Source organism: Proteus sp. G2673 (genome assembly GCF_009915125.1).
Classification (GTDB): domain Bacteria; phylum Pseudomonadota; class Gammaproteobacteria; order Enterobacterales; family Enterobacteriaceae; genus Proteus; species Proteus penneri.
On record NZ_JAABLT010000024.1, the window covers coordinates 226,923 to 253,721 of the forward strand.

The window sequence follows — 26,799 nt, forward strand, 5'->3', positions numbered from 1 at the left end:
CCTGTCGGGGTTCGGATTAAGAGAATAGAGCGTTATTTTTTGTTATCTACTAAAACAGCAAGTAAGATGACCACTGCTTTTACTATCATTTGATAATTTGATGATATTCCTAATAAATTCAGTGCATTATTTAAGAATCCTAGAATAAGTGCACCAATTAATGTACCGATAATACGACCTTTACCACCCGCAAGACTGGTGCCTCCCAGAACAACGGCGGCAATCGCATCTAGCTCATAGCCATTACCGGCCATTGGCTGTGCTGATGAAAGTCGAGCAACTTCAATAACACTCGCAAGGGCGGCTAATAAACCACATAATGAATAAACGATGATTTTAATTTTATCGACACTAATACCGGATAAGCGAGTGGCAGATTCATTACCCCCTAGTGCGTAGATATAGCGACCTAAACGTGTGTGATGTAATAAATACCATGCACTCAAAAAGACAATCATCATGAGCCAAATTGGCGTTGGAATACCAAATGGGCGACCAATACCAAACCAACTAAACAGATCAGCATTATCGCTAAATCCGGTATTAATTGGGCTGCCGTCTGTATAGACACGAGTAACACCGCGTAGTAATAACATCATGACTAACGTAGCAATAAAGGCTTGAACTTTACCTTTAGCAACGATAATCCCGGTAACACCACCAATAGCTGCACCTAATGCCAATGCCCCAACAACAGCAACAAGCGCATTAACATCTGCACCAACCATCGAAGCAGCAACGGCACCTGTTAATGCAAGCAATGAACCAACAGATAAGTCGATACCAGAGGTTAAAATAACCAGCGTCATGCCAACCGCCATAATGGCATTAACTGATGTTTGTTGGAGGATGTTGAAAATATTGTTTAAGGTAAAGAAGTTAGGACTGAGTGTGGAAACCACAACAATCAGAAGTAGCAATGCAATCAGCGATTTTTGCTCTAATAGCCAAGCTTTTGAGAACCAACGTTTTGACGCTGGAATTGAATTCGTGCTCATATCAAACTCCTACTTTAGCGTCATATTGTTTACCAACAGCCGCTGCCATTAGCATTTCTTGTGTGACATTGTGAGCGGAAAACTCACCGCTAATACGACCTTCATGCATAACCAAAATACGGTCACTCATTCCCATTACCTCTGGCATTTCAGAAGAAATTAAGATGATGCTTAATCCTTCTTGTTTAAATTTATTAATTAGCTGATAAATTTCTTTTTTAGCGCCCACATCAACGCCACGAGTGGGCTCATCAAGAATAAGTACTTTAGGGCGAGTCATCAGGCCTCTTGCGATAGCCACTTTCTGTTGATTTCCCCCTGATAAAAAACCTATGGTTTGATCCATTGAAGGGGTTTTTATATTGAATAATTTAATAAAATCACCGACGGTAAGTTGCTCTTCTTTATGATTAAGCACACCCATGCCACGGCTAAAATAGCGAAGTGCCGTCAGAGACATATTTTCTTTTACTGACATGCCAAGTACTAAACCATCACGCTTTCTATCTTCAGAGATGTAAACAATGCCTTGTTCCAATCCTTCAACTGGTTTTTTTATTTGGCAGGGTTTACCATCTAACTCAACGGTGCCATTAGTTTTAGGTAATGCACCGTAGATAATTTTCATTAATTCAGTACGACCCGCTCCCATTAAACCTGAAATGCCAAGAATTTCGCTTTCATGTAATGAGAAACTGACATCGTGAACATCTTCGCCACTGAGGTTAATGACGTTAAGTTTAGTTTTTCCTTGAGGGATATTAATTCGAGGGTATTGGTCTTCTAACTTACGACCAACCATCATTTCAATCAGAGTATCTTCTTTTAATGAGGCAACAGGTTTTTCACCAATAAACTGACCATCTCGCAGGACTGTCACATCATCGCAGATCTCAAAGATCTCTTTTAAGCGATGTGAGATATAAACAATGCCACAACCTTGATCTCTTAGTTCACGAATAACACTAAACAGAGATTCAGTTTCTGTGTCAGTTAATGCATCTGTTGGTTCATCCATAATAATCACTTTGGAACCAAAACTAAGTACCTTGGCGATTTCCACCATTTGCTGATCACCAATCGATAATTCAGACACTAAACGGTGGCTACTGTAAGCTAGGTTTAATCGAGCTAATAACTTATCAGCCTCTGCATACATTTTCTTCCAATCGATAGCACCAAAAGCACGAGTAAACTCACGACCTAAGAAAATATTTTCTGCGATAGTTAATTCAGGTATAAGGTTAAGCTCTTGGTGAATAATGCCGATCCCTGCTTCTTGAGAAGATTTAGGACCATTGAAAGTACAACTTTCACCTTGATAAATGATTTCACCAGCATCTTTTTTATAAATGCCAGTAAGCACTTTCATCAGTGTTGATTTGCCAGCACCATTTTCACCGACTAAAGCCATCACTCGACCAGGATAAATTCGTAACGTCGCGCCAGATAGTGCTTTTACACCGGGAAATGACTTATCAATATCTTTAAGTTCAAGTAAAGGTTTCATATTGTCCTCAGAAAGTCACACCAGAAAACAGCACAATATTGGCATAAGGGGTACATTCACCGGTTCTAATAACAGCTTTATTTTCAGTGAGTTGTTTTTTAAATGCTTCATGTGAAACATAGATTATTTGAATAGGCTTCTTTTGCTCTTGTTCTAATAAATGGAGATAAGAGATGATTTCATTAAAAAGAGAGGGATTGATGGTTTTAATTTCTTCCGCCAGCATGATGGCTTCAACTTGCATCTCATGAGTGATTGTTTGCAACACGGACATAAAGTCAGGGATCCCTTGAGTGAGAGCAAGATCAATACGTTCAACAGAGGAGGGAATAGGTAATCCGGCATCTGCAATAGTGATTTTGTCAGTGTGTCCTAAACGTGAAATGACACTCGAAATGGGACTATTAAGTAATATACCTTTTTTCATGTTTTCTCCTCAGCGAAACGTTTCGCTGTCTATATAGTAGAAAAGAAAAGTGGGAAAACAAGTTTGATTTATTCATATTGTGAGCATGATCGAAACGTTTCGTTGGTAAACAAAAAGAAAGAAAAATCTAACTGATTGAATAAATTAACGCTGAATTGATTCAAGAGATGAAGTGGTTGTTTTCAGTGAATTTCATAAAAATGTGACATTCAACAAAGCTTGAAAAGAATGAAATATAGAATGCAAGCAAGGATAATTTTTTAAATAAAGTAAGATAAGAAGTGGCGAGTCTTTTTAATAATCGCTCCAACTCAGGAAAGTCGGAGCGATTTAAATGATAATAGAATTATTTAGCTTGATAAGCGTTAATTGATTTCTCAATACCTTCTGCATCTAATCCTAAGTCAGCTCTGATCTCTTCTTGTCCACCTTGTGGCACAAACAGATCAGGTATACCTAAGTTTAAGACAGGTACTAAGCAACGCTCTTGCATGAGTAACTCATTAACACCACTGCCAGCCCCACCCATAATGGCATTCTCTTCTAGTGTTACCAACATGTCATGCTGTTCTGCCAGAGAAAGGATAAGTGATTTATCAAGAGGCTTGATAAAACGCATATCCGCCACAGTTGCATCAAGTTTTTCAGCGACTTCTAATGCTTCTGGTAGTAATGTACCAAAGTTTAGGATCGCAATACCTTTGCCTTGGCGACGAATAATACCTTTACCCATAGGTAGTGGACTAAGTGGTTGCAATTGCGCACCAACACCAGAGCCTCTTGGATAGCGTACAGCAACAGGGCCATCCTGATAGTGATAACCAGTATGAAGCATTTGGCGACACTCATTTTCATCACTTGGCGCCATAATGACCATATTAGGAAGACAGCGTAAGAATGAGAGATCAAAAGCACCTTGGTGAGTTTGGCCATCTGCTCCCACAATACCGCCACGATCAATAGCAAATAAAACAGGCAGTTTTTGAATGGCAATATCATGGATAACTTGGTCGTAAGCGCGTTGTAAGAATGTTGAGTAGATAGCGACAATCGGCTTATAACCACCAATAGCTAAACCAGCCGCAAAGGTAACGGCATGTTGTTCTGCGATCGCAACATCAAAATATTGTGATGGGTATTCTTTTGAGAAGCGCACCATACCAGAGCCTTCACGCATAGCTGGGGTAATTGCCATCAGTTTTGGATCGGTTAAGGCTTCTTCACATAACCAGTCACCAAAAATTTTGGAAAATGTAGGTCGTGCATTAGGGCTTTTAGGTAATGTACCTGCTTGTGGATCAAATTTAGGTACAGCGTGCCAGCTAATAGGATCACGTTCAGCAGGTGCATATCCTCGACCTTTTTTAGTCATAATATGCAGAAGCTGAGGGCCTTTTAGATCACGCATATTTGCGAGTGTTTGTACTAGCGCAATAACATCATGACCATCAACTGGGCCGATATAGTTAAATCCTAATTCTTCAAACATGGTGCCAGGAACGACCATGCCTTTGATATGTTCTTCTGTCTTTTTCAGTAATTCTTTAATTGGTGGAAGGCCAGAGAAAACCTTTTTTCCGCCTTCACGCAAGGTAGTATACAGTTTGCCAGACAACAATTGTGCAAGGTGATTATTCAACGCACCAACGTTTTCTGAAATCGACATCTCGTTATCATTAAGAACAACGAGCATATCTGGTTCAATATCACCTGCGTGGTTCATTGCTTCAAAAGCCATACCCGCAGTAATTGCACCATCACCAATGACACAAACTGTTTTTCTATTCAGTTTTTCTTGTTCAGCGGCAACAGCCATACCTAAACCTGCACTGATAGAGGTTGAAGAGTGACCGACACAAAGTTTGTCGTATTCGCTCTCTTCACGCCAAGGGAAAGGATGTAATCCATTTTTTTGGCGAATTGTATCAATGCGGTCACGGCGACCTGTTAAGATTTTATGAGGATATGCCTGATGACCCACATCCCATATAAGGTTATCAAAAGGGGTTTTATAGACGTAATGAAGAGCAACTGTTAACTCAATAGCACCTAAACCTGAGGCGAAGTGACCACTTGAGCGGCTGACACTGTTAAGAAGAAATAGCCTTAGCTCATCACAGAGTTTAGGTAAACTCTCTTTTGGTAATAGGCGCAAATCTTCTGGTGTTTCAACCAACGCCAATGTGGGATATTTTTCGATATCAATGCTCATGTGATGCCTATTAATTAATCACTTGTAATAGGGAAAGAACAGGTAAGCTGCTCTCTTTATTTGTTATTAGTTTTTCCGTTCGACGATAAAACTCGCTAATTGTTTAAGCGTGGTTGTATCGTACTCGTATTGCTCAAGAAACGCTAAGGCATCCAGTGCTTCGTTATACAATTCCTGTGCTTTCTTTTGAGCTTGCTCTAACCCAAGGAGTGCAGGATAGGTGCTTTTTCCTGATTCTTGGTCGCTACCTTGACGTTTTCCTGTTTCTTCAGTACTGCCAATGACATCTAAAATGTCATCTTGCACTTGAAAGGCAAGGCCAATGGAATGAGCATATTTATCTAATGCAGGTAATACATCATGGCCTTTAGAGCCTGCACTAAAGGCGCCTAAACGAACAGCCGCACGAATTAACGCACCTGTTTTGTGTAAATGGATTTTTTCAAGAGATGCGAGATCAATCGATTTATCTTCTGCTTCAAGATCAAGAGCTTGACCACCACACATACCTGCAAGCCCGCTAGCTGTTGCTAATTCAGCAATCATTGCAACGCGATCAGTTATTGCAACATCAGGCATTGGATTTTTTGCTAAGATCTCAAAAGCCAGAGCTTGTAGTGCATCACCTGCTAAAATAGCGTTGGCTTCACCGAATTCAATATGACATGTTGGTTTACCGCGGCGCAAATCATCATCATCCATCGCAGGTAAATCGTCATGAATAAGGGAATATGCGTGAATACATTCTATTGCGGCAGCGGGTGCATCAAGGTTTAGTGCAGGGACTTTAAACATTTCGCCAACAGCATAAACAAGAAAAGGGCGTAAGCGCTTGCCACCTAAAAGAGCGCCATAATGCATGGCTTTACCTAGAGGCATGTCAGTGAATGGTAAAGCTGATAGCGCTTGGTTTAATGCATCATCAACACGCTGGTGGGCGGAATCTAATTTATGACGGAACGCATCCGTACTTGAAGTTGCGTTACTCAATTATTCTGCCTCTTGGATAAAATCATCAGGAGTTGCATTATCGTCTTCTTTTAGAAGAATACGAACACGCTGTTCAGCGTCTTGTAATGTTTTTTGTCCAACACGGGCTAGACGAACGCCATGTTCAAACTCATTAAGCGCTTCTTCTAAAGGGAGTTCACCGGATTCTAAACGGTTTACGATTTGCTCAAGTTCTTGCATGGATGCTTCGAAACTTGGTGCTTGTGAGATGTCTTCGTTAATTGGAGTCGTTTTCTTAGCCATAATATTTTTGATAATAAAGCATGTTAGCGCTGAATAATAGTCATCATCTTACTACAAGTAAGATGAAAATTTCTTATTCAGTCGATGATTTTTGCGGGTGAGCCCTAAATATTGGTGATATACTTTGTGACTTTTATAAACTCCAGTCAATTTACATCACTGTAGTTTATGTTTCTACTTAATAACCTATGACCATTGACTATGAAGTTTATTATTAAATTATTCCCCGAAATTACGATCAAAAGCCAATCAGTTCGTATACGTTTTATCAAAATTCTCACTAGCAATATCCGTAATGTATTAAATTCAATCGGCGATGAAATCACAGTTGTCCGTAATTGGGATAACATTGTGGTTGTGAGTAAAGACGAAAGTAAAAGTGAAGCAGTATGTGATGCATTAACACGCATTCCTGGTATTCATCACATTTTACAAGTCGAAGAACATCCTTATACCGACTTACATAATATTTTTGAGCAAACTTTTGCGGCATTTAAGCATTTAGTTGAAAACAAAACATTTTGTGTTCGTGCCAAACGTCGTGGTAAGCACAGTTTTACTTCAAATGAAGTTGAGCGTTATGTTGGTGGTGGTTTTAACCAACATGTTGAAAGTGCAAAAGTGAAATTAACGCGTCCAGATGTCACCATTAATTTAGAAATTGAAGATGATAAACTTATTTTAGTCAATGCGCGCTATGAAGGTATTGGTGGTTTTCCAATTGGTACGCAAGAAGATGTCTTATCACTGATCTCTGGTGGCTATGACTCAGGTGTATCAAGCTATATGTTAATGCGTCGTGGTAGCCGAGTTCACTATTGTTTCTTTAACTTAGGCGGTTCTGCACACGAAATTGGCGTTAAACAAGTTGCGCATTATTTATGGAACCGTTTTGGTCGTTCACATAAAGTGCATTTCGTTGCTGTTGATTTTGAACCTGTTGTCGCAGAAATCTTAGAAAAAGTCGATGATGGTCAAATGGGTGTTGTATTAAAACGTATGATGGTACGTGCAGCATCAAGAGTGGCAGAGCGTTATGGTGTTCAAGCAATTGTGACTGGCGAAGCATTAGGCCAAGTTTCTAGCCAGACCTTAACTAATTTGCGTTTAATTGATAATGCGACAGATACGTTAATTTTACGTCCTCTTATCACGCATGATAAAGAGAACATTATCAATATTGCTCGCCAAATTGGCACAGAAGATTTTGCTCGCACAATGCCAGAATTTTGTGGGGTAATTTCAAAAAGCCCAACAGTGAAAGCCGTCAAAGCGAAGATCGAAGCGGAAGAAGAGAAATTTGATTTTTCTATTCTTGATAACGTTGTTGAAAATGCCAAGAATATGGATATTCGCCGTATAGCCGAAGAAACTGTACAACAAGTGACAGAAGTTGAAATGGTCTCTGAGTTCGGTGCAAATGACGTTATTCTTGATATTCGCTCCCCTGAAGAACAAGAAACATCACCATTAAAAATGGATGGCATTGATGTTAAAGAATTACCTTTCTATAAATTAAGCACTCAGTTTGGTGATTTAGATAAAACTAAAACCTATTTACTGTATTGTGATCGCGGTATGATGAGCCGTTTACAAGCGCTTTATTTACGTGAGCAAGGTTTTGAAAACGTAAAAGTGTATCGTAAAAAGTAGTGCGATAATCTTTAGTTATCAGGAATAAAAAAAGCCACTATATTGAGCAGTCTAATATGTTAGAACAGTTCAATATAGTGGCTTTTATTATCTATCTATCCCCGAACCCAGTAAATTCATCTTGGTAATTATAAATACCGGGTGGTAATACGAGTTGTTTGGCGACATCAGCAGCAGCTTCTTTACCTTTTAAGCGTTCGATAATTTTTAGTGCAAAATCGATAGATGTTGCGGGTGCTTGGCTAGTAATTAAATTGACTCTTTCATCAAAATAGACTCGATAATCAACCCATTTTTTCGGTGATATTTTATCTTTTAATGCAGGAAAACCTGTCATGTTGCCGATGGGAAAAATATTATGAGACTCAAGGATCATTGCCGGTGCTGCACAGATGGCTGCGACAAGTTTATTTTCACTGTGCATGCGACGTACTTTTTCGACCACTAAAGGGCTATCTCTCAATGTTTCAGTACCTTGTAATCCACCGGGGAGAATAATAACGTCATAGTGATGATCAACAACACGAACTAGAGGCGCATCGGCGACAAGTTTAATACCACGAGAACAAGTGATAATAAGATCATCAACATCATTTTCTGCACTTGCAAGTACGACATTAATCCCAGCCCTTACCAGTAAATCTACGGTAGTGACGACTTCGGTCTCTTCGCTTCCATTAGCTAGGCAGATGAGCGCTGATATGGTCATAATTGCCTTCCTGTTGTTTAATAAATTGAAAAAGGCGGTTATTTTCTGGCAATACAAGCCCTTGTTCTGAAGCTCGACGTAATAAATAACCCGTAATATAGTCAATCTCTGTATGGCGTTGATATTTCACATCTTGATACATAGAAGAATAATTATTTGCAGTTTGTTCTATGGTATCAATAATATAGCCATGAAGGTGAGCTTGAGACGTTGGTACGACTCCCTCACGTTCCATCACTTGATAAACTTCGTCGCATACTTTTTGAATATGCTCAGGATAACGCAATAAATCACCATTACGGCATTGATAATAAACGGTAAGAGGATTGATAACACAATTAACTGCAAGTTTTAGCCAACTAATGGTATGGATATCATTATGCCAAGCGACATCAGGCAATGCATGATGCAAGGTTTCTGCTAAATAGCTATATTGTTGAGCCGCATGATTTAATGGACCTATATGTGTTATTCCTGTTGCTGTATGAATAACATCTTGCCCTTGTTGATAAGCACCATGAGTAATAATGCCTTGTAATATAGGTCTGATAATGGGGTGTTGTGTTGCTGTTAATTCATCGGCAGTACCCATACCATTATGAATGAGTAAAATCGGACATTGTGCAGAAAGATAAGGTAATAGTGCATTAACAGCATCTGATACTTGCCAAGATTTTAAGCAAACAATTAATAATTCGCTCTGCTTTAACCATTCAAGTTGATTTGCAGTAATACGCTGATAAAAAGGCTCACCATTAATGTTATCAACACTTACGTCTAAAAAAGGCTGTGGCACTCTTAGCCAACCTTGTACTTCATGAGACTGAAGTGTTAAAGCGGCAACCCAAAGTTTACCAATCGAACCACATCCTAAAACGGTAATTTTCATTGTGCCTCTTTTTGCAAATCGTAATAGCGCAAGATGGCTACTGACGCTTATTAGACTATTAAGTTAAAATTATAACATTGATTACACTTTCCTGTTTAATGTATGTTTGCGCTTTACTATAAGAGGAAATAAAAGGGATAAATTTGTTATTGAATGTGCAATGCTTTTTTGCAACTCTAAAAGAAGCTATTATTCGGGTTGTATTTATTTATTGAGGAAGAAAGAATGCCATCTTTTGATATCGTATCTGAAGTTGACTTACATGAAGTGCGTAATGCAGTAGAAAACGCGCAACGTGAACTGACTACTCGCTGGGATTTTCGTAACGTTGAAGCAAGCTTTGAATTAAACGAAAAAGCAGAGTCAGTGAAAACGACCAGTGTATCTGAATTTCAGGTTCAACAATTATTAGATATTCTGCGTGAGAAAATGGCAAAAAGAGGGATTGATGGTGCGGTATTAAATATCCCTGAAGAGATGACTCACAGTGGAAAAATGTACAGCGTAGAAGCCACGTTGAAACAAGGTATTGATACAGCCTTAGCAAAAAAAATTGTTAAGTTGATCAAAGACAGTAAATTAAAAGTTCAGGCTCAAATTCAAGGTGAGCAAGTCCGTGTTACAGGTAAATCACGTGATGATTTACAAGCCGTAATGAAATTAGTCAGAGAAGGTGAGTTAGGGCAGCCATTCCAATTTAATAACTTCCGTGACTAATTGTTTATCTATTGAGTCATATAAAAATGCGCTGTTAAACCAGCGCATTTTTATTTTATCCCGTCAATTTATCGACCTTTAAACTAAAGAGATTAGCGACTCTAATGTTGCTCTCGGTGTCTGTTTAGTATCAACCTTGATATAAGCACTTTGTTCATCAGCCATAATCACAACTTCATTAACCCCCGGTTGTTGATTAAATAATTGTTGTAGTCTCTGTTGTTGGCTTGAAGATAGGTTTTTAGGTAATTCAACGCGTAAGCTACTGACATAAGCGGGTTGGCGTAATGTTAAGCTAATCAAAAACCAAATAATGCCGATCACTAAACAGCCCAGAAATACGATTTGTGCATCATAATGCTGATAAAGCCATCCCCCTAAAATACCGCCTAATGCCACACCTAAAAATTGGCTGGTGGAATAAATTCCCATTGCTGTACCTTTATAGCCAGCAGGTGCTTCTTTACTGATTAATGAAGGTAGTAGTGCTTCCATAATATTAAAGCCAATAAAAAAGACCTGAATACCAGCAATAATTAGCCATAAACTAGAGCCAGAGCTTATTAAAATAACTTGAGCGATAATTAGTAAAAAGATACAGAATAAGAAAACCTGTTTCATTTTACGTTTTTTTTCTGCATAGATAATAAAAGGGAGTACAGTAATAAAGGCAATTAGCATGGTGACTAGATAAACAATCCAATGCTTTTCTTTTGCTAAACCAGCGCTACTCATAACTAGAGGAAGGGCAACAAATGCAGCCATTAATAAAGTATGTAGTGAAAAAATACCCGTATTCAACTTAAGAAGCTGTGCATCAAATAAGACTTTTTTTACACTGCCACGGACAAAACCAGATTCTCGATTAAGAATAGGGTGTTCGCTATTTGGCACAGTAAAAAGCGTAATAACAATGCCACCCAAGGCGAGTAGAGCAATTCCCCAAAACAGGCCATGTAAACCAAAAATATGCGTTAAAATAGGGCCTAAAACTAAGGCTAAAGCAAAGGTTATCCCAAAGCTAATACCAATAAAGGCCATTGCTTTTGTTCTATTTTGTTCTCGAGTTAGATCGGAGAGTAAAGCCATAACTGCGGCTGATATAGCGCCAGCACCTTGTAGTGCCCGACCAATAATAATGCCGTAAATATTGTCGCTAAGAGCTGCAATAAGGCTCCCGACAATAAAAATAATTAAGCCAAAAACAATCATAGGTTTTCGACCAAATTTATCAGAGAAAATACCAAAAGGAATTTGGAATATAGCCTGTGTTAATCCATAAATACCGATGGCTAATCCAATGAGAGATTCTGTTGCGTGTTGTAGCTGAAGCCCATAGGTGGTTAAAACTGGGAGTACCATAAACATGCCAAGCATGCGAAGAGAAAAGACAGTGCCTAGTCCCCATGTAGCTTTGCGCTCTAATGGGGTCATTTTATTATCATTCATGGATTACCTCGTATTACTGATACCCCATTGTAATGACATTTTATAACGAGGTTAATCAATAAATGGGATGTAAAAAAGTCAAAACTGTACTGATATCTTCTTTAGTCGCGAAACAGGATAAAAAAAGACCAGTCAGAAGGCTGACTGGTCTTTCGGTTACTTTAGTAAATACATTATCTTAAATAAGCAAAAACAGTTTCTGTTGAGCTTGTTGGATCAACCGACATCATTACACTTAATGAAGTGATTGCCACAATAGAGAAAATAAATAATTTTCGTGCCCACACTTTATCATTGGTTGCTTTATAACCGGATAAAGCCATGCCCAACCACCAAATACTGACGGCAGAAGCAACTATTAGATATTTATAGCCCGCATATCCAACTAATGTCAGCATTAAGGTTGCAATCATAAATGCCAGAATATAAAGAATGATATGGCGTTTAGCGACTGAGATCCCTTTAATAACGGGTAATACCGGAATATTAGCTGCTTGGTAGTCTTTAAAACGGAAAATAGCAATGGCATAAGAGTGAGGCATCTGCCATAAACTAAAGATAAGTAATAGGATTGCCGCGCCTGCATCAAACTCACCGCTAACGGCACAATAACCGATAACAGGGGGAGCAGAGCCAGATAAACTTCCAATCAGTGTGCCATAAACAGATTTACGCTTCATATAGAGGCTATAAACCCCAACATAAATAATAAAACCAAATACAGCGATAAACATTGCAAGCGGGTTGGCTGCTACATAGAGCAGCACAACACCTGCAATACCTAATACTGAGGCATAAATCAGGCTAATTCGAGGGTCAATTAATCCTTTAACTAATGGGCGGTTCTTCGTTCTTTCCATGATACGGTCAATATCACGGTCAATATAGTTGTTAAAAACACAACCAGAAGCAACGACCAGAGACACCCCAAGTAGAGTCGCGACAAATAGGGGGTAGTCAATCTCACCTTTAGAGGCGAGAAGGAAACCACCTATTACAGAAATTAAGTTTCCGAAAATAATTCCTGGTTTGGTGACTTGTAGGTATTGCTTAATCATAGCGACAACTCTTAATCCATCATCATATTGATGTTCAGGTTGTACATAATCCACAACGAGCCTACGACAACAATGCCGATAATAAGCAGTGTGAACAGGAATGCGACGACGTTCCAGCGCTCTTCTGATGACGTATTCATATGCAAGAAGCAGACTAAGTGAACCACAATCTGCACAACTGCCATACCGACAACAGTCCAGAGAATTGTTGCTGGTGTCGCTGTTCCTTCCATCACCATCCAAAATGGAATAACGGTGAGGATAACAGACAGAATAAAGCCGATTAGGTAAGACTTCATACTGCCGTGGCTTGCGCCTGAAGGAGAAGTATTTGGATGACTCATTACATCGCTCCCATCAGATAAACTACGGTGAACACACAGATCCAGACAACGTCAAGGAAGTGCCAGAACAGACTTAAACAGCTTAAACGAGTACGGTTAACTTCAGTTAAACCACGGCGTGATACTTGGATCATCATAATTACAATCCAAATTAAACCCGCAGTGACGTGAAGACCGTGCGTTGAAACTAATGCGAAGAATGCAGATAAGAATGCACTGCGATCTGGGCCATAACCTTCTGCGATTAGCTCATGGAATTCGTAAACTTCCATGATGACGAAACCTAAGCCGAATAAGAAAGTAACAAATAACCACAGATTAACTTGGCTAACGCTACCTTTATTCATGCTCAGCATAGCGAAACCAAAAGTGATACTACTAAATAGCAGTAAGAAGGTTTCAACTAAAACAAACGGTAAGCTAAAAATCTCTTTACCTGAAGGACCATCTGCAATCCCGTTAACAAGCACCGCATAAGTGGCGAATAAGCTGGCAAACAGGATAAGGTCGCTCATTAGATAGATCCAGAAGCCGAAAACTTTCGTCGCTCCTGCATCGTGGTGCCCATGATGTTCATGGGCGTTTGTGTTATTTACAGTTTGAGTAGACATTATTTCACACCTGCTTTTTTCAGTTCTTCATAATGCTTATTCTCGATAGCTTCAATTTCAGGTACTTGGACATAGTAATCCACATCTGTATCAAAGCTTTTCACGATCCAAGTGACAATCATGCCAGCGAAACCAACAATAGCTAACCACCAGATATGCCAGATCATGGCAAAACCAAGGACTAAGCTGAATGCTGAAATAATCACACCTGCGCCAGTATTTTTAGGCATATGGATCGGTTCGTATTTGGTTGGACGCTGATAGGCTGTGCCTTTTTCTTTCTGATCCCACCACTCATCACGAGTTTGAACATTAGGTTCAACGGCAAAGTTATAGAAAGGAGCCGGTGAGGAAATTGACCATTCCAGCGTACGTCCGCCCCATGGATCGCCCGTTAAGTCACGGTTTTGATCACGGTCACGGATACTTACGTAGATCTGGATAACTTGACAAGCGATACCGATAGCAATCAATGCAGCGCCACCCGCAGCAACCATTAACATTGGATGGAATTCAGGGTTGATATTTTGGCTGATACGACGAGTCATACCCATAAAGCCAAGAATGTACAGTGGCATAAAGGCCATAAAGAAGCCGATAAACCAGAACCAGAATGCACGGATACCCCATTTCTCATTCAGTGTGAAACCGAATGCTTTAGGGAACCAGTAAGTCATCCCTGCGAAACAGCCAAATACCACACCACCGATAATAACGTTATGGAAGTGGGCAATTAAGAATAGGCTGTTATGTAAAACAAAGTTTGCACCCGGAACGGCTAACAGAACCCCAGTCATCCCCCCAACAGAGAAGGTGATAAGGAAACCGATAGTCCACAACATTGGGCTTTTATATTCGATACGACCTTGATACATCGTAAACAGCCAGTTAAAGATTTTAACTCCTGTTGGTATAGCGATGATCATCGTGGCGATACCGAAGAAGGCGTTTACGTTAGCCCCCGAACCCATAGTAAAGAAGTGGTGTAACCAAACGATAAATGACAATACGGTAATAACGACAGTCGCACCAACTAAAGAGGTATAACCGAATAACCGTTTTTTAGAGAATGTTGCTGTAACTTCAGAGAACACACCAAATACAGGCAGAACAAGGATATAAACTTCTGGATGACCCCAAGCCCATACAAGGTTGATGTACATCATCATGTTACCGCCCATATCATTGGTAAAGAAGTGCGTACCAAGATAGCGGTCTAAAGTTAATAGCGTAATAGTAACTGTTAAAATTGGGAATGCAGCAATAATCAGGACGTTAGTACATAAAGCAGCCCAAGAGAATACTGGCATTTTCATCATGCTCATACCCGGCGCACGCATACGCAGAATAGTCGCGAAGAAGTTAACCCCAGTTAGAAGCGTACCAATACCGGATATCTGTAAGCTCCATATCCAATAATCTACCCCGACTCCTGGGTTATACTCCAAACCAGAAAGTGGTGGATAAGCTAACCAACCTGTTTGTGCGAATTCACCAATACCTAAAGAAATGTTGATGAGTACTACACCAACGACAAAGAACCAGAAGCTCAGTGAGTTAAGGAAAGGGAAGGCCACATCACGGGCACCAATTTGTAAAGGTACAACAAGATTCATCAGACCTACAACGAAAGGGGTCGCCATGAAGAAAATCATGATAACGCCGTGTGCGGTAAAAATCTGATCATAGTGATGAGGTGGTAAGAAACCAGCTTCGCCGGCAGAGGCGAGAGCTTGTTGGCTTCTCATCATAATTGCATCGGCAAAGCCACGGAACATCATGACCATTGCAACGAGGATATACATAATACCAATTTTTTTATGGTCAACGCTGGTTAACCATTCGGTCCACAACCATTTCCATTTACGAAAATAAGTTAGTGCGCCAACAATAGCAAGTCCACCAAGAACAATACCGAGTAAAGTAACTACGATAATTGGTTCATGTAGAGGGATTGCATCAAGAGTTAATTTTCCGAACATGCCTTTATTCCTCTGCTCCTGCATGCGCCGCATGGCTCATGTTCATATTCATTGTTGCATCAGCATGTGCTGTCTGATTGCCACCTGTGTGAGCGCCATGACCTGTATGACCAAATTTAGAAATAGTTTCTTGGAATAACATTGGCTTCACGCTTGAATAGTAGGTCACTGGATTTTTCTGGCTTGGTTTAGCAAGTTCATTAAATGCAGCGGTCGTATTTAACGTATCTGGCGATTGTTTGACTTTTTCAACCCACGCATCGAAACCGGCACGATCAGGTGTCGCAATCGCTGTAAATTTCATATCAGAGAAACCGTGTCCACTATAACTTGCAGACATACCTTGATATTCACCAGGTTCATTCGCAATTAAGTGCAACTTAGTTTGCATTCCTGCCATCGCATAGATTTGTCCACCTAAGCGAGGGATAAAGAATGAGTTCATGACAGAGTCAGAAGTGATTTTGAAATTAACAGGAACATTAGTAGGGAAAGCCAGTTCATTAACTGTTGCAATACCTTGTTCTGGATAGATAAATAACCATTTCCAATCCATTGAAACAACTTCAATGGTGACAGGTTTTTCTGTGGACTCTAAAGGTTTGTAAGGATCAAGCTCATGGGTTGTTTTCCATGTAATGCTCGCCAAAATCACAATGATGATAATTGGCACAGTCCAAACGACGAGTTCAATTTTATTTGAGTGAGCCCAGTTTGGGCGATAGGTGGCTTTAGTATTGGATTCACGGTAGCGAAAAGCGAAAACAATCACCATCAGTATTACCGGTATCACAACAATTAACATTAAACCAAGCGCAATGAGGATTAATGTTTTTTGCTCAGCGCCGATAGCGCCTTTGGGATTCATTAACGCCATATCACAGCCACTTAAGAGAAGAGCTGCTGCTAATAGCGAGAGTGTCCCAATACTTTTTATGTATTTCATAAGTCTCATCCAACGACCCAAATGACAAAGGTTCTATTGTTGTTTCATCAGTATCAGTAAGGACATTTTACGGTAAGGTTGCGACAGTGTAAACAATTGTAATGGTAAGTAAGTGGTTGGTTGGTCTTTTGTGTTAATGTGATCACAAGTAATCAAAATATTAAATAAATGTTAATTTAATTATTGCGTATTAACTATAATTTCATAAAGTACCATGTTTTTAAAATAAATACATATTTTTACAAATAAAAATGCAATAAAAAGTGTAAGAAAACGTATTGTGATTAAAAAAGTAACAGATTAGAGGTCGGAGGAGAGTTGATAGGTGAAATCCTTTTTATATTAATGTTTAATATCCATATTTGATGTTTGTGTAATTTTTAATATGGTTAATTAGTAATTTGATGAATATTTATATCCAATGAGAAAACTTTTCATTAAGTGGTAAAAAGAGGTTACAGCGAATAAAAATGCTTTCGCTGTAATAAAAATTAACAATTAGCGATCAAAAATTATATTTCAGGCTATATACAATGCCGTCTTGCAAAAAATCTTCGCCTAACTTTTTATAAGCATAACGATATTGAATACCCGTAGTAATAGAGGTCGTTGGATGCCACCAAAAAGCTAAAGCGCCATTAAATCCATCTTTTCCCTCATTGCCATAACGCTCATGACGGTTAAATTCCATTTCATGCCAATTGCTAATGCTAAATTTTTGAGCGCTAATCGAAAAATCATATCCAGCAACCCAGCCAACAACGTAGCCATTATTTCCTGAATAGTAAGTTTGATCGACATAATGAAGCGCAATAAATGGTTTAAACCATAAATTATCTATTTGTGTGTTATAGCCTAAGCCGTAAAGTGTATTAACTTCATGGAAGTTGCCGTTGTTTTCTTTACCGGGAAGTGACCATGTACCGTAAATATGTCCGTATAAATTAACATCACTTTCACCTAAGTAAATGCGACTTGTTGCTTTAACAGTATAACGTTGATTATCACCTGGTTCTGTTTTTCGAGGATTAAAGGGATTTTCTAGATCAAAAAAACCGTAAAATTCACCCCATGAAAAGTTGGCACCACCTTCAAGTTCTAGATAGGCAAAATCATCTTTATGAGAAGATTGCCCTGTTTTGTGTGTTGTATGAGTAGTCCAATCAAGATAATTGATGCTGGTATTAGCGAAGCCACCTAAATAGCTAGCTTGAGCAGATAAAGAAAGTGTACTTGCGATGGTTAATAAAAATGTTTTTTTTATCATGAATAATCTCAATTTATTTTAATGAAATAATTTTGCGGTGAATTTATATTTTTATATTTTTTGAAACTATAACCTATAAAATTGTAATTTGCAGATTATGATGTTGAAAATAAGATCTATTTCTAGAATATTAAATTGATAATTAAAAATGAGAATTTTAGTATTGTTTAGTTTATTTTTATTATTTGAGATGCTTTGAATGGATTAAGCGCTTAATCACTGTTTTTGGGCAAAAAAAGAAAGCGGAAGAAGAAAGAAAAATATGTGGTAACAATCGCGTAAAAATACCTCACGACACAGGAATCAAGGGATAGTATCATTAGCCAATATTCGTTTTTATCTTACTTGGAATTTTCATTGTGACCTCATTTGCTGAACTTAACGCACTTCCTGCTGAACAACTCGCTAACCTTAATGAATTGGGTTATCTCACTATGACTCCGGTTCAAGAAGCTGCTTTGCCCGCTATTCTTGAAGGAAAGGACGTTCGCGCTCAGGCAAAAACAGGTAGCGGTAAAACGGCTGCTTTTGGTTTGGGGCTTTTGCAACACATTGATGCAAAACAGTTTAATACTCAATCACTTATTTTATGTCCAACGCGAGAACTTGCTGATCAAGTTGCAAATGAATTACGTCGTCTTGCTCGTTATCTTCCAAATATCAAAGTATTAACGCTGTGTGGCGGAGTTCCATTTAGTATCCAGCGTGATTCATTAATACATGCTGCACATATTATTGTTGCAACACCGGGCAGATTGCTTGATCACCTAAAGAAAGAGACTGTCACTTTAGATGATGTGAAAACATTGGTGTTGGATGAAGCAGACAGAATGTTGGATATGGGATTTTTTGATGATATCAACGATATTATTTCTCGTATGCCAACGGCACGCCAAACATTGCTTTTTTCTGCAACTTGGCCAAATGAGATCGCAACAATTAGTCGTAAGATCCAGCAAAACCCAATCACTATTGAAATCAATTCTGTTGATGAACTTCCGGCTGTTGAACAGCAGTTTTATGAAATATCTCGTCATGGAAAAATAGGATTGCTGCAAAAACTGTTAAGTCGTGAGCAACCAGCTTCTTGCGTCGTGTTTTGTAACACAAAGCGAGATTGCCAAGATGTGTATGAAACACTGACAGAAAGCAATCAAAGTGTGCTTGCTTTACATGGCGATATGGAACAAAGAGAGCGTGATCAAACGCTTATTCGCTTTGCTAATGGGAGTTGTCGTGTATTAGTCGCAACAGATGTTGCAGCTCGCGGGCTTGACATTAAAGCGTTAGAAATGGTGATCAATTACGAATTATCATGGGATCCTGAAGTACACGTTCACCGTATTGGGCGTACAGCCAGAGCGGGTGAGAGTGGATTAGCAATCAGTTTTTGCGCACCAGAAGAAATTCAACGTGCCAATGCTTTAGAAGAAATGCTTCATATGAAGATAAATTGGTTGCCTATTCCTACAGGCCTACAAATTACGCCACTTGAAGCAACGATGGCAACATTATGTATTGATGGTGGTAAAAAGGCCAAAATGCGCCCTGGTGATATTTTAGGGGCATTAACGGGTGATATGGGGTTCAATGGTACCGATATTGGTAAAATTATGATTAACCCAACACATGCTTATGTTGCTGTAAAACAATCTATTGCAAAACAAGTCTGGAAACAGCTGCAACAAGGTAAAATCAAAGGTAAATCAGTAAAAGTAAGATTATTTAGATAAATTTTTTACTCAGAACATAAGAATACAAAAAGGACAGTTTAACCTGTCCTTTTTTATAGTTCATATCTTGAGAAAGTAATAAAACTAATGTGTTGTTTTCTTAAGGGCTAAATAATCTAGGATTGTGCCAAAGATAAGGCTTATCGCACCAATAATAACACCATATAAAAAGAGTGTTGAAGCCCAAGAACTTAATCTATCAGTATCTATTTTTTGAATAAAATCGACAGATTGGAATATTTCTAATGTTGGTAGTGAATTTGTAACAACAAGAATTAAACTACAAATAAAGAAAAGAGTCGTTAGCATCAAGCCATAAATAGCAAAACGGTACTGTTTAATAAACAAGGTTCTTCTAAGGAATTCCCCCGTTTTTTGCGTATAAATAAGTGTGTTTTTCGAAACCAACAGCAAAATAAGGCCAGGTACAGAAGCAACGATAGAAAAAAGATAAAATGCTTCCCAACCATGACTTTCAACATACCAGCCTGCAACCGGGCCAACATAAACACGACCAATTGCAGAGAGAGCCGAGAGCAACGCAAATTGTGTTGCTGAAAAGGAGAGATGACAAAGTGTCATTAAGAGGGCGACGAATGCGGCTGTTCCCATTCCTCCACAGATATTTTCAAAAGCAACTACCGCACCCATGCTATAAATACTTTGTTCAGAAATAGCTAAATACCAATACCCGATATTTGAGCCACCTTGCAAAATACCAAAAATCATCAGTGCTTTAAATAAACTCCAACGGCGCATTAATAAACCACCTAGCAATGCCCCAATAATAGTGGCTGCAAGCCCAAGTGTTTTATTCACTAATCCTACTTCACCTGCATCGAACCCCGCACCGCGAATAAGAAAAGTGGTACTTAAACTTAAGGCAAAAGCATCTCCCATTTTATACAGCACAATAAGCAGTAAAATTAGCCAAGCATTATTACGAGAAAAGAATTCATATAAAGGTTCAATAACGGCTTCATAGAGTGTACGCGGTGGTTTTACGGTGGTTTCTGGCTCTTGGGCAAGTAGTGTGGCAATAATACCAATTCCCATTAAGGCAGCCATTAACCAGTACATATTTTGCCAACCAATATACTTATCAGCTAACCAAAGTGCCATTCCTCCAGAAACAAGCATGGCTATGCGATAACCTAGGACAGAAACTGCAGCACCTGTACCACGCTCATCTGCTTTTAATATATCTGTTTTATAGGCGTCAAAAACAATATCTTGTGAAGCAGAACAAAAAGCAACAATGACAGCTAGAGAGGCTAGCCACCATAAATGATCATTAGGATTTAAAAATCCCATTCCTGCAATACCAAGTACTAACCCTATTTGAGTGAGTAACATCCATCCTCGGCGTCGACCAAGAAAAGAGGGGGTATAGCGATCCATAAAGGGTGACCAGAGGAATTTAAAAACATAGGCTTGTCCCACCAATGAGAAGAAACCAATGGTTTTTAAATCAATGTTTTCTACTGTCATCCATGCTTGTAATGTACCCGCGGTTAATGCAAGTGGTAATCCAGAAGTAAAGCCAAGTAACAGTAAAATAAATGATTTGTACCAAGTGGTTTGTTTGAAGGCAGGCTGAACCATGCAAGAATTCCTTTCGACGACCTGTTTAAGATAACAGGTCGTTTATTCTAATAAATTAACGGGCGTTAGATTTGATAAATTGACTGACTGAAGCGTCTTTTGCCATATCGCTAACGAGCTCACTTAAGACATTATTAATCGCGGCGGCAATTTTCTCATTAGTTGCGCCAAATGGGCCTTGGACATTGTAGCTAGTACGGAATGTTTTGGTATTAGAGCTGCCATTTGGTAGGGTAACGATAACTGAAATATCCGCTTTTGCACTGATATTATGACGAATACTACCTTCGCCAACATCTGCATTGAGTTTATTGATAACAATAATTACATCAGCAGAAGCAGGAGAACCCATCATAAAACCACGAGCTGTCATTTGCTTTTGCAGAACTTCTTGCATTAAAAATGCAATGTCACGAGTTGGAACAAGGGTTTCTAATTTACCGTTACGGTTGATTTCCGCTAGGTTTTTTGATGCGCGTTTGTCTTGGCTTGAAATATTCAGTGAAATAGGGCGCATTGTAGGGTCGGCCGCAGGAACTGACATCACTGGCTCAATGGATAATTTGTTACTTGGAGTTGCACAACCTGAAAGTAGTGTTAATGCAAAAACAGCACAGAGTAAATTTTTAATCATGAGGTAATCTCGGTTAAATAAGTCTGTTGTGTTAATAAGTAGAATAGGCTTCAAACTTTAGCCTATCATACCACTGCTAATAGGTTGCTAATATCCCCTTAAAGAACGAAATTATCTGATTTTATCAATTGATTTTATTTCAAATTACTCTCATTTTTACTCATGTATTTGCCAATATTTGGTCAATGGTTTTACTCAAGATGAAAAATAAGCGATTATCATCAGCAAAATTAAAAAGAATAAGCTCATCATTTTGTATTGATAAAGACTAAATCAATATAGGCTGGTTGACTTATTTTTTGTTCAGCATGGTATAAAGGCTAGAGTATTAGGGGTAGAGATGATCCGTGATGATATTGAGAATAAGCTGATTTCGCGCTTTTCACCGCATTTTTTACAAGTAATAAACGAAAGCCATCGCCATAATGTGCCCGAAGGCTCTGAAAGTCACTTTAAAGTCATTATCGTTAGTGATGATTTTAATGAGAAACGTAGTGTTACGCGCCATCGTGATGTGTACCAAACATTAGCTCATGAAATGGAAAATGGTGTTCATGCATTAGCATTACACACTTTTGCTTTGAGTGAATGGAATGAACAGCAGGATAAAGCATTACGCTCTCCTGGGTGTCGTGGCGGAAGCCAAGAAGATTAACAACCTTATCGTTAATCGTGAGTAAATAGATCCTAAGATGCGTATTTTTTGTTCTTTATAGAGGAAAAAAGGGTGGAGTTGCTCGATTTTATGAAAAAATTGAGGAATAAAACGGCTCTTTCTCGACTCAACCCCTCTAGATCGTTATAATGTCGCGTCTAATTTTCAGTAAGGTTTCGGGATGCTTCTGATATCAGGGATCCTCGTTTTTTTAAATGTGGCGGCCCCGGTTCTGAAAGGAAAATAAACCTAAACATGTCAATATCATGTTAGTTTCCTTTAAAGTAGACCGAGCACTAAAACTTATTTTGAGGTAACAAGATGCAAGTTTCTGTTGAAACGACTCAAGGCCTAGGGCGTCGTGTCACAATCACCGTACCAGCCGCTGATATCCAAACTGCTGTAGACAGTGAACTGAAAAAAGCTGCTAAAACTGTTCGCATTGATGGTTTCCGTAAAGGTCACGTTCCAATGTCTATGGTTAAACAGCGTTATGGTATGTCTGTACTGAATGATGTTCTTGGTGATTTAATGTCGCGTAATTTCATTAACGCTATCATCGAAAACAAAGTAAACCCAGTTGGCGCGCCTGAATACAAACCAGAGCAATACAAAGAAGGTGAAGACTTTGTTTACTCTGTAGAATTCGAAGTTTTCCCAGAAATCGAACTGAAAGATCTGGAAAGCATTGAAGTTGTAAAACCCGTTGTTACTGTTAAAGACGAAGACGTTGATAACATGTTAGAAACACTGCGTAAGCAACAAGCAGAGTGGAAAGACAAAGACGGCGCAGTCGCAGCAGAAGATCGCGTAACTGTTGATTTCAACGGTTCTATTGACGGTGAAGAATTTGAAGGCGGAAAAGCTGAAGATTTCGTACTGGCAATGGGTCAAGGTCGTATGATCCCAGGTTTCGAAGAAGGCGTTATCGGTCATAAAGCTGGAGAAGAATTCACAATTGATGTGACTTTCCCAGAAGATTACCACGCTGAAAACCTGAAAGGTAAAAAAGCACAATTCGCTATCAACCTGAAAAAAGTTGAAGAGCGTGAACTGCCAGAATTAACTGAAGAGTTCATCAAGCGTTTTGGTATTGCAGATGGTTCTGTTGATGGTTTACGTGCTGAAGTACGTAAAAATATGGAACGTGAACTGAAAAATGCAATCCGTACTCGTGTTAAAACACAAGTTATTGATGGCTTAGTTAAAGCAAACGAAGTTGACGTACCTGCAGCTGCTGTAAACAGCGAAATTGAAGTTCTGCAACGTCAAGCTGCTCAACGTTTTGGTGGCGATGAGAAACAAGCTCTGCAATTACCACGTGAACTGTTCGAAGAACAAGCTAAACGTCGTGTAATCGTTGGATTACTGTTAGGTGAAGTGATCAATAGTAATGAACTGAAAGCAGAAGACGATCGTGTGAATGCACTGATCGATGAAATGGCTTCAGCTTACGAAGATCCATCAGAAGTTGTTGAGTTCTACAATAAGAACGAACAATTGATGAACAACATTCGTAATCTTGCGTTAGAAGAGCAAGCGGTAGAAAAAATCTTAGCAAATGCTAAAGTAACTGAAAAAGAAACTAACTTCACTGAACTAATGAACGAAGTTCAAATGGGTTAATTCTTAACCGCGATATCGGTTTTAAGCAAAAACCCGTGGTTTTTACCACGGGTTTTTTTCAGTTTGTATATATTTATCAAAATTAGCCTTGAAATCTGAGCGATTATCTCCAGATAATTCTATATTCTCTTTATTACTCCTCGCGAGGCGCCTTGAATGTCTTGTGAGAGATTAGATCATTAGAAATGGTCATGATCAATTATCTCAAGTAAAATTGTTGTCATTGGCACCAATAAGAATGCAATAGGAGACAGACATGTCATTTAACGACACACAGGAACAATTCGCACCTAATATGGCTCTGGTGCCGATGGTTATAGAGCAAACTTCGCGAGGAGAGCGTTCTTACGACATTTACTCACGTTTATTGAAAGAACGTATTATTTTCCTGACTGGCCAAGTTGAAGATCACATGGCTAATCTTATCGTTGCTCAAATGCTATTTTTAGAAGCAGAAAATCCAGAGAAAGACATCAACCTGTATATCAACTCACCAGGTGGTGTAATTACTGCGGGTATGTCTATTTATGACACCATGCAGTATATCAAAGCAGATGTTAGTACCATTTGTATGGGGCAAGCGTGTTCAATGGGCGCTTTCTTATTATCTGCTGGTGCGAAAGGTAAACGTATTTGCTTACCTAACTCCCGTGTGATGATCCACCAACCATTAGGTGGTTATCAGGGGCAAGCAACAGATATTCAAATTCATGCTCAAGAAATTTTGAAAGTAAAATCCCGTATGAATGAGCTAATGGCTCAACATACAGGTAAATCTATTGAAGAAATAGAAAGAGACACTGAGCGTGATCGTTTCTTATCTGCTAACGAAGCGTTAGAATATGGATTAGTGGATAAAGTCTATACTCAACGTAGCTAATTATTACACGTTGTAATAGCAACTGAATTAATACGTTTTCTTTGTTAGTCAATAATGCAAAGGAAACGGCTATCAATATTTATGTAAAAAAGACTTTCTTCTTATAAATAATAAGAAGAATAACTAAGTGAGGTTGACTGATGACAGATAAGCGCAAAGATAGCTCTGGGAAGCTTCTGTATTGCTCTTTCTGCGGTAAAAGCCAGCATGAAGTAAAAAAATTGATCGCTGGTCCGTCGGTTTATATCTGTGATGAATGTGTCGATCTATGTGTTGATATCATTCGTGAAGAAATAAAAGAACTGGCACCTCATCATGAACGCAGTGAATTGCCAACGCCGCATGAAATCCGTAAGCACCTTGATGACTATGTTATCGGTCAGGAATTGGCTAAAAAAGTTTTGGCTGTTGCCGTTTATAATCACTATAAACGTCTGCGTAATGGCGATAAAGCCAATGGTGTTGAGCTAGGAAAAAGTAATATTTTGCTGATTGGTCCTACTGGTAGCGGTAAAACGTTACTAGCAGAAACATTAGCACGCTACCTTGATGTTCCTTTTACTATGGCAGATGCCACAACGCTGACAGAAGCGGGCTATGTGGGTGAAGATGTTGAAAACATCATTCAAAAACTGCTACAAAAATGCGATTACGATGTGCAAAAAGCACAACGTGGTATTGTGTATATTGATGAAATTGACAAGATCACCCGTAAATCTGAAAACCCATCAATCACCCGTGATGTGTCTGGTGAAGGTGTACAGCAAGCATTATTAAAATTAGTTGAAGGCACTGTCGCTTCTGTTCCTCCTCAAGGCGGACGTAAGCACCCACAACAAGAATTTTTACAAGTTGATACTTCTAAAATCCTCTTTATTTGTGGTGGTGCATTTGCAGGACTCGATAAAGTTGTTGCACAGCGTTTAAACACACACTCAGGTATTGGTTTTGGCGCAGAAGTTAAAAGCCAAAAAGAGAAAGCCAGCGAAGGTGAATTATTAGCCCAAGTTGAGCCAGAAGATCTGATTAAATTTGGTCTTATCCCTGAATTTATTGGTCGTTTACCTGTTGTTGCAACGCTAGGCGAATTAAACGAAGAAGCGTTAATCCAGATCTTACAAGAACCTAAGAATGCATTGACTAAGCAATATCAGGCATTATTTAAATTAGAAGGTGTGGATTTAGAATTCCGTAAGGAAGCGCTGACTGCAATAGCGAAAAAAGCCATGGTACGTAAAACGGGTGCTCGTGGTTTACGTTCGATTGTTGAAGCTGCATTACTTGATACGATGTATGACCTTCCTTCATTTGAAAATGCAGAAAAAGTGGTCATTGATGAAGGCGTTATTAATGGAAACTCTGAGCCGCTGGTTATTTATAGTCAGCCAGAAAATCAGGCTTCAGGTGAATAATGCATCGTAATTTGGCAGTGTCCTTTGTCTGACATTATCTCGTTTTCTCTCAAAAGTAAGAGAGAAATTCAAGATAAAGCGTGCCAACGCAATAAAAATGAGGGAATTTTCCCTCATTTTGTTTTTTTAATGCGTAATGCTATTGAATGTCAGAAAAGTGCCCTTATATATTTTGACAATCCGTGGAATTAATTTTATTTGGTGACATGCGAATAAAATTACCTGTAA

General features: G+C 38.9%; 24 protein-coding genes. 7 read left to right on the forward strand and 17 right to left on the reverse strand.

All coding sequences use genetic code 11. The annotated features are described in order from the left end of the window. Nucleotides 1-32: 32 nt before the first annotated feature. From rbsC to xseB, 6 genes are all read right to left on the reverse strand, one after another. Entirely contained in the window at nucleotides 33-998 is a 966-nt protein-coding gene (rbsC, locus tag GWI59_RS16050) for a ribose ABC transporter permease (protein ID WP_069368591.1), read from the reverse strand. Nucleotide 999: 1 nt separating this feature from the next. Next, nucleotides 1,000-2,508, reverse strand: coding sequence for a ribose ABC transporter ATP-binding protein RbsA (gene rbsA / locus GWI59_RS16055; protein ID WP_161671080.1), 1,509 nt, complete (start codon nucleotides 2,506-2,508; stop codon nucleotides 1,000-1,002). 7 nt (nucleotides 2,509-2,515) lie between these two features. Continuing rightward, nucleotides 2,516-2,935, reverse strand: coding sequence for a D-ribose pyranase (rbsD, locus tag GWI59_RS16060; RefSeq protein WP_006535112.1), 420 nt, complete (start codon nucleotides 2,933-2,935; stop codon nucleotides 2,516-2,518). A 346-nt stretch (nucleotides 2,936-3,281) separates the two neighbouring features. Next, nucleotides 3,282-5,147: a 1-deoxy-D-xylulose-5-phosphate synthase gene (gene dxs, locus GWI59_RS16065; RefSeq protein WP_006535111.1), complete on the reverse strand. Its 1,866-nt coding sequence runs from the start codon at nucleotides 5,145-5,147 to the stop codon at nucleotides 3,282-3,284. A 66-nt stretch (nucleotides 5,148-5,213) separates the two neighbouring features. Beyond that, nucleotides 5,214-6,137 carry a (2E,6E)-farnesyl diphosphate synthase gene (gene ispA, locus GWI59_RS16070; protein ID WP_109847881.1) on the reverse strand — a complete coding sequence of 308 codons (924 nt, stop codon included), beginning with the start codon at nucleotides 6,135-6,137 and terminating at the stop codon, nucleotides 5,214-5,216. Then, nucleotides 6,138-6,401, reverse strand: a complete 264-nt coding sequence (xseB, locus tag GWI59_RS16075) for an exodeoxyribonuclease VII small subunit (RefSeq protein ID WP_006535109.1) — start codon at nucleotides 6,399-6,401, stop codon at nucleotides 6,138-6,140. A gap of 201 nt (nucleotides 6,402-6,602) precedes the next feature. Between xseB and thiI the strand changes: the two genes are divergently transcribed. After that, nucleotides 6,603-8,054: a tRNA uracil 4-sulfurtransferase ThiI gene (thiI, locus tag GWI59_RS16080; protein ID WP_006535108.1), complete on the forward strand. Its 1,452-nt coding sequence runs from the start codon at nucleotides 6,603-6,605 to the stop codon at nucleotides 8,052-8,054. A gap of 91 nt (nucleotides 8,055-8,145) precedes the next feature. Here thiI and yajL read toward each other — a convergent pair whose 3' ends face one another. Both yajL and panE read right to left on the reverse strand, forming a co-directional pair. After that, nucleotides 8,146-8,763 (reverse strand): protein deglycase YajL, encoded by a 618-nt coding sequence (gene yajL / locus GWI59_RS16085; RefSeq protein WP_006535107.1) that lies wholly within the window; start codon nucleotides 8,761-8,763, stop codon nucleotides 8,146-8,148. After that, the gene (panE, locus tag GWI59_RS16090; protein WP_072063677.1) at nucleotides 8,732-9,652 is read right to left on the reverse strand and encodes a 2-dehydropantoate 2-reductase; all 921 of its coding nucleotides are present in this window, start codon (nucleotides 9,650-9,652) and stop codon (nucleotides 8,732-8,734) included. Before panE ends, yajL begins: the two co-directional genes overlap by 32 nt. Nucleotides 9,653-9,877: 225 nt before the next feature. Between panE and GWI59_RS16095 the strand changes: the two genes are divergently transcribed. Next, complete coding sequence (locus GWI59_RS16095; protein ID WP_072063676.1) at nucleotides 9,878-10,369, forward strand: YajQ family cyclic di-GMP-binding protein; 492 nt, start codon at nucleotides 9,878-9,880, stop codon at nucleotides 10,367-10,369. 78 nt (nucleotides 10,370-10,447) lie between these two features. On the opposite strand, the gene GWI59_RS16100 is transcribed toward GWI59_RS16095, so the two are convergent. The 7 genes from GWI59_RS16100 to GWI59_RS16130 all read right to left on the reverse strand — a co-directional run bounded on the left by GWI59_RS16100 (nucleotide 10,448) and on the right by GWI59_RS16130 (nucleotide 18,026). Beyond that, nucleotides 10,448-11,818 (reverse strand): MFS transporter, encoded by a 1,371-nt coding sequence (locus GWI59_RS16100; protein ID WP_072063675.1) that lies wholly within the window; start codon nucleotides 11,816-11,818, stop codon nucleotides 10,448-10,450. A 173-nt stretch (nucleotides 11,819-11,991) separates the two neighbouring features. Then, nucleotides 11,992-12,876 carry a heme o synthase gene (gene cyoE, locus GWI59_RS16105; RefSeq protein ID WP_072069392.1) on the reverse strand — a complete coding sequence of 295 codons (885 nt, stop codon included), beginning with the start codon at nucleotides 12,874-12,876 and terminating at the stop codon, nucleotides 11,992-11,994. A gap of 11 nt (nucleotides 12,877-12,887) precedes the next feature. Further along, nucleotides 12,888-13,220, reverse strand: coding sequence for a cytochrome o ubiquinol oxidase subunit IV (locus GWI59_RS16110; RefSeq protein ID WP_006535101.1), 333 nt, complete (start codon nucleotides 13,218-13,220; stop codon nucleotides 12,888-12,890). Next, complete coding sequence (locus GWI59_RS16115) at nucleotides 13,220-13,831, reverse strand: cytochrome o ubiquinol oxidase subunit III (protein WP_036932890.1); 612 nt, start codon at nucleotides 13,829-13,831, stop codon at nucleotides 13,220-13,222. The genes GWI59_RS16110 and GWI59_RS16115 overlap by 1 nt, the downstream gene beginning before the upstream one ends. Further along, nucleotides 13,831-15,813, reverse strand: a complete 1,983-nt coding sequence (gene cyoB, locus GWI59_RS16120; RefSeq protein WP_072063672.1) for a cytochrome o ubiquinol oxidase subunit I — start codon at nucleotides 15,811-15,813, stop codon at nucleotides 13,831-13,833. Before cyoB ends, GWI59_RS16115 begins: the two co-directional genes overlap by 1 nt. A 4-nt stretch (nucleotides 15,814-15,817) precedes the next feature. Then, nucleotides 15,818-16,768: a cytochrome o ubiquinol oxidase subunit II gene (gene cyoA / locus GWI59_RS16125; protein ID WP_006535098.1), complete on the reverse strand. Its 951-nt coding sequence runs from the start codon at nucleotides 16,766-16,768 to the stop codon at nucleotides 15,818-15,820. Nucleotides 16,769-17,264: 496 nt separating this feature from the next. After that, nucleotides 17,265-18,026, reverse strand: coding sequence for a nucleoside-specific channel-forming Tsx family protein (locus GWI59_RS16130; protein WP_161725096.1), 762 nt, complete (start codon nucleotides 18,024-18,026; stop codon nucleotides 17,265-17,267). A gap of 359 nt (nucleotides 18,027-18,385) precedes the next feature. On the opposite strand from GWI59_RS16130, the gene dbpA reads away from it, so the two are divergent. After that, complete coding sequence (dbpA, locus tag GWI59_RS16135) at nucleotides 18,386-19,759, forward strand: ATP-dependent RNA helicase DbpA (protein ID WP_072063670.1); 1,374 nt, start codon at nucleotides 18,386-18,388, stop codon at nucleotides 19,757-19,759. 84 nt (nucleotides 19,760-19,843) lie between these two features. Here the strand turns inward: dbpA and ampG are convergent, their stop codons facing one another. Both ampG and GWI59_RS16145 read right to left on the reverse strand, forming a co-directional pair. Beyond that, nucleotides 19,844-21,364 carry a muropeptide MFS transporter AmpG gene (ampG, locus tag GWI59_RS16140; protein WP_109847877.1) on the reverse strand — a complete coding sequence of 507 codons (1,521 nt, stop codon included), beginning with the start codon at nucleotides 21,362-21,364 and terminating at the stop codon, nucleotides 19,844-19,846. A gap of 55 nt (nucleotides 21,365-21,419) precedes the next feature. Beyond that, nucleotides 21,420-21,998 carry a YajG family lipoprotein gene (locus GWI59_RS16145; protein WP_161671077.1) on the reverse strand — a complete coding sequence of 193 codons (579 nt, stop codon included), beginning with the start codon at nucleotides 21,996-21,998 and terminating at the stop codon, nucleotides 21,420-21,422. Nucleotides 21,999-22,338: 340 nt separating this feature from the next. On the opposite strand from GWI59_RS16145, the gene bolA reads away from it, so the two are divergent. The 4 genes from bolA to clpX all read left to right on the forward strand — a co-directional run bounded on the left by bolA (nucleotide 22,339) and on the right by clpX (nucleotide 26,571). Further along, nucleotides 22,339-22,653, forward strand: a complete 315-nt coding sequence (gene bolA / locus GWI59_RS16150; RefSeq protein ID WP_115065101.1) for a transcriptional regulator BolA — start codon at nucleotides 22,339-22,341, stop codon at nucleotides 22,651-22,653. 321 nt (nucleotides 22,654-22,974) lie between these two features. Beyond that, on the forward strand, nucleotides 22,975-24,279 hold the full coding sequence (gene tig / locus GWI59_RS16155) for a trigger factor (protein WP_115065102.1): 1,305 nt from the start codon (nucleotides 22,975-22,977) through the stop codon (nucleotides 24,277-24,279). 256 nt (nucleotides 24,280-24,535) lie between these two features. Then, the gene (gene clpP / locus GWI59_RS16160) at nucleotides 24,536-25,159 is read left to right on the forward strand and encodes an ATP-dependent Clp endopeptidase proteolytic subunit ClpP (RefSeq protein ID WP_004245088.1); all 624 of its coding nucleotides are present in this window, start codon (nucleotides 24,536-24,538) and stop codon (nucleotides 25,157-25,159) included. Nucleotides 25,160-25,299: 140 nt separating this feature from the next. After that, the gene (clpX, locus tag GWI59_RS16165; RefSeq protein ID WP_161669325.1) at nucleotides 25,300-26,571 is read left to right on the forward strand and encodes an ATP-dependent protease ATP-binding subunit ClpX; all 1,272 of its coding nucleotides are present in this window, start codon (nucleotides 25,300-25,302) and stop codon (nucleotides 26,569-26,571) included. The last annotated feature ends 228 nt before the right edge of the window (nucleotides 26,572-26,799 follow it).

Excerpts from the sequence above, each read along its gene's own strand:
- rbsA (WP_161671080.1), bottom strand. The coding sequence starts at position 2,508 with ATGAAACCTTTACTTGAACTTAAAGATATTGATAAGTCATTTCCCGGT.
- GWI59_RS16130 (WP_161725096.1), bottom strand. The coding sequence starts at position 18,026 with ATGATAAAAAAAACATTTTTATTAACCATCGCAAGTACACTTTCTTTA.
- GWI59_RS16110 (WP_006535101.1), bottom strand. The coding sequence starts at position 13,220 with ATGAGTCATCCAAATACTTCTCCTTCAGGCGCAAGCCACGGCAGTATG.
- cyoB (WP_072063672.1), bottom strand. The coding sequence starts at position 15,813 with ATGTTCGGAAAATTAACTCTTGATGCAATCCCTCTACATGAACCAATT.
- thiI (WP_006535108.1), top strand. The coding sequence starts at position 6,603 with ATGAAGTTTATTATTAAATTATTCCCCGAAATTACGATCAAAAGCCAA.
- cyoA (WP_006535098.1), bottom strand. The coding sequence starts at position 16,768 with ATGAGACTTATGAAATACATAAAAAGTATTGGGACACTCTCGCTATTA.
- GWI59_RS16095 (WP_072063676.1), top strand. The coding sequence starts at position 9,878 with ATGCCATCTTTTGATATCGTATCTGAAGTTGACTTACATGAAGTGCGT.
- clpX (WP_161669325.1), top strand. The coding sequence starts at position 25,300 with ATGACAGATAAGCGCAAAGATAGCTCTGGGAAGCTTCTGTATTGCTCT.
- panE (WP_072063677.1), bottom strand. The coding sequence starts at position 9,652 with ATGAAAATTACCGTTTTAGGATGTGGTTCGATTGGTAAACTTTGGGTT.
- yajL (WP_006535107.1), bottom strand. The coding sequence starts at position 8,763 with ATGACCATATCAGCGCTCATCTGCCTAGCTAATGGAAGCGAAGAGACC.
- tig (WP_115065102.1), top strand. The coding sequence starts at position 22,975 with ATGCAAGTTTCTGTTGAAACGACTCAAGGCCTAGGGCGTCGTGTCACA.
- clpP (WP_004245088.1), top strand. The coding sequence starts at position 24,536 with ATGTCATTTAACGACACACAGGAACAATTCGCACCTAATATGGCTCTG.
- dxs (WP_006535111.1), bottom strand. The coding sequence starts at position 5,147 with ATGAGCATTGATATCGAAAAATATCCCACATTGGCGTTGGTTGAAACA.
- rbsC (WP_069368591.1), bottom strand. The coding sequence starts at position 998 with ATGAGCACGAATTCAATTCCAGCGTCAAAACGTTGGTTCTCAAAAGCT.
- GWI59_RS16145 (WP_161671077.1), bottom strand. The coding sequence starts at position 21,998 with ATGATTAAAAATTTACTCTGTGCTGTTTTTGCATTAACACTACTTTCA.
- rbsD (WP_006535112.1), bottom strand. The coding sequence starts at position 2,935 with ATGAAAAAAGGTATATTACTTAATAGTCCCATTTCGAGTGTCATTTCA.
- cyoE (WP_072069392.1), bottom strand. The coding sequence starts at position 12,876 with ATGATTAAGCAATACCTACAAGTCACCAAACCAGGAATTATTTTCGGA.
- GWI59_RS16100 (WP_072063675.1), bottom strand. The coding sequence starts at position 11,818 with ATGAATGATAATAAAATGACCCCATTAGAGCGCAAAGCTACATGGGGA.
- ampG (WP_109847877.1), bottom strand. The coding sequence starts at position 21,364 with ATGGTTCAGCCTGCCTTCAAACAAACCACTTGGTACAAATCATTTATT.
- bolA (WP_115065101.1), top strand. The coding sequence starts at position 22,339 with ATGATCCGTGATGATATTGAGAATAAGCTGATTTCGCGCTTTTCACCG.
- GWI59_RS16115 (WP_036932890.1), bottom strand. The coding sequence starts at position 13,831 with ATGTCTACTCAAACTGTAAATAACACAAACGCCCATGAACATCATGGG.
- xseB (WP_006535109.1), bottom strand. The coding sequence starts at position 6,401 with ATGGCTAAGAAAACGACTCCAATTAACGAAGACATCTCACAAGCACCA.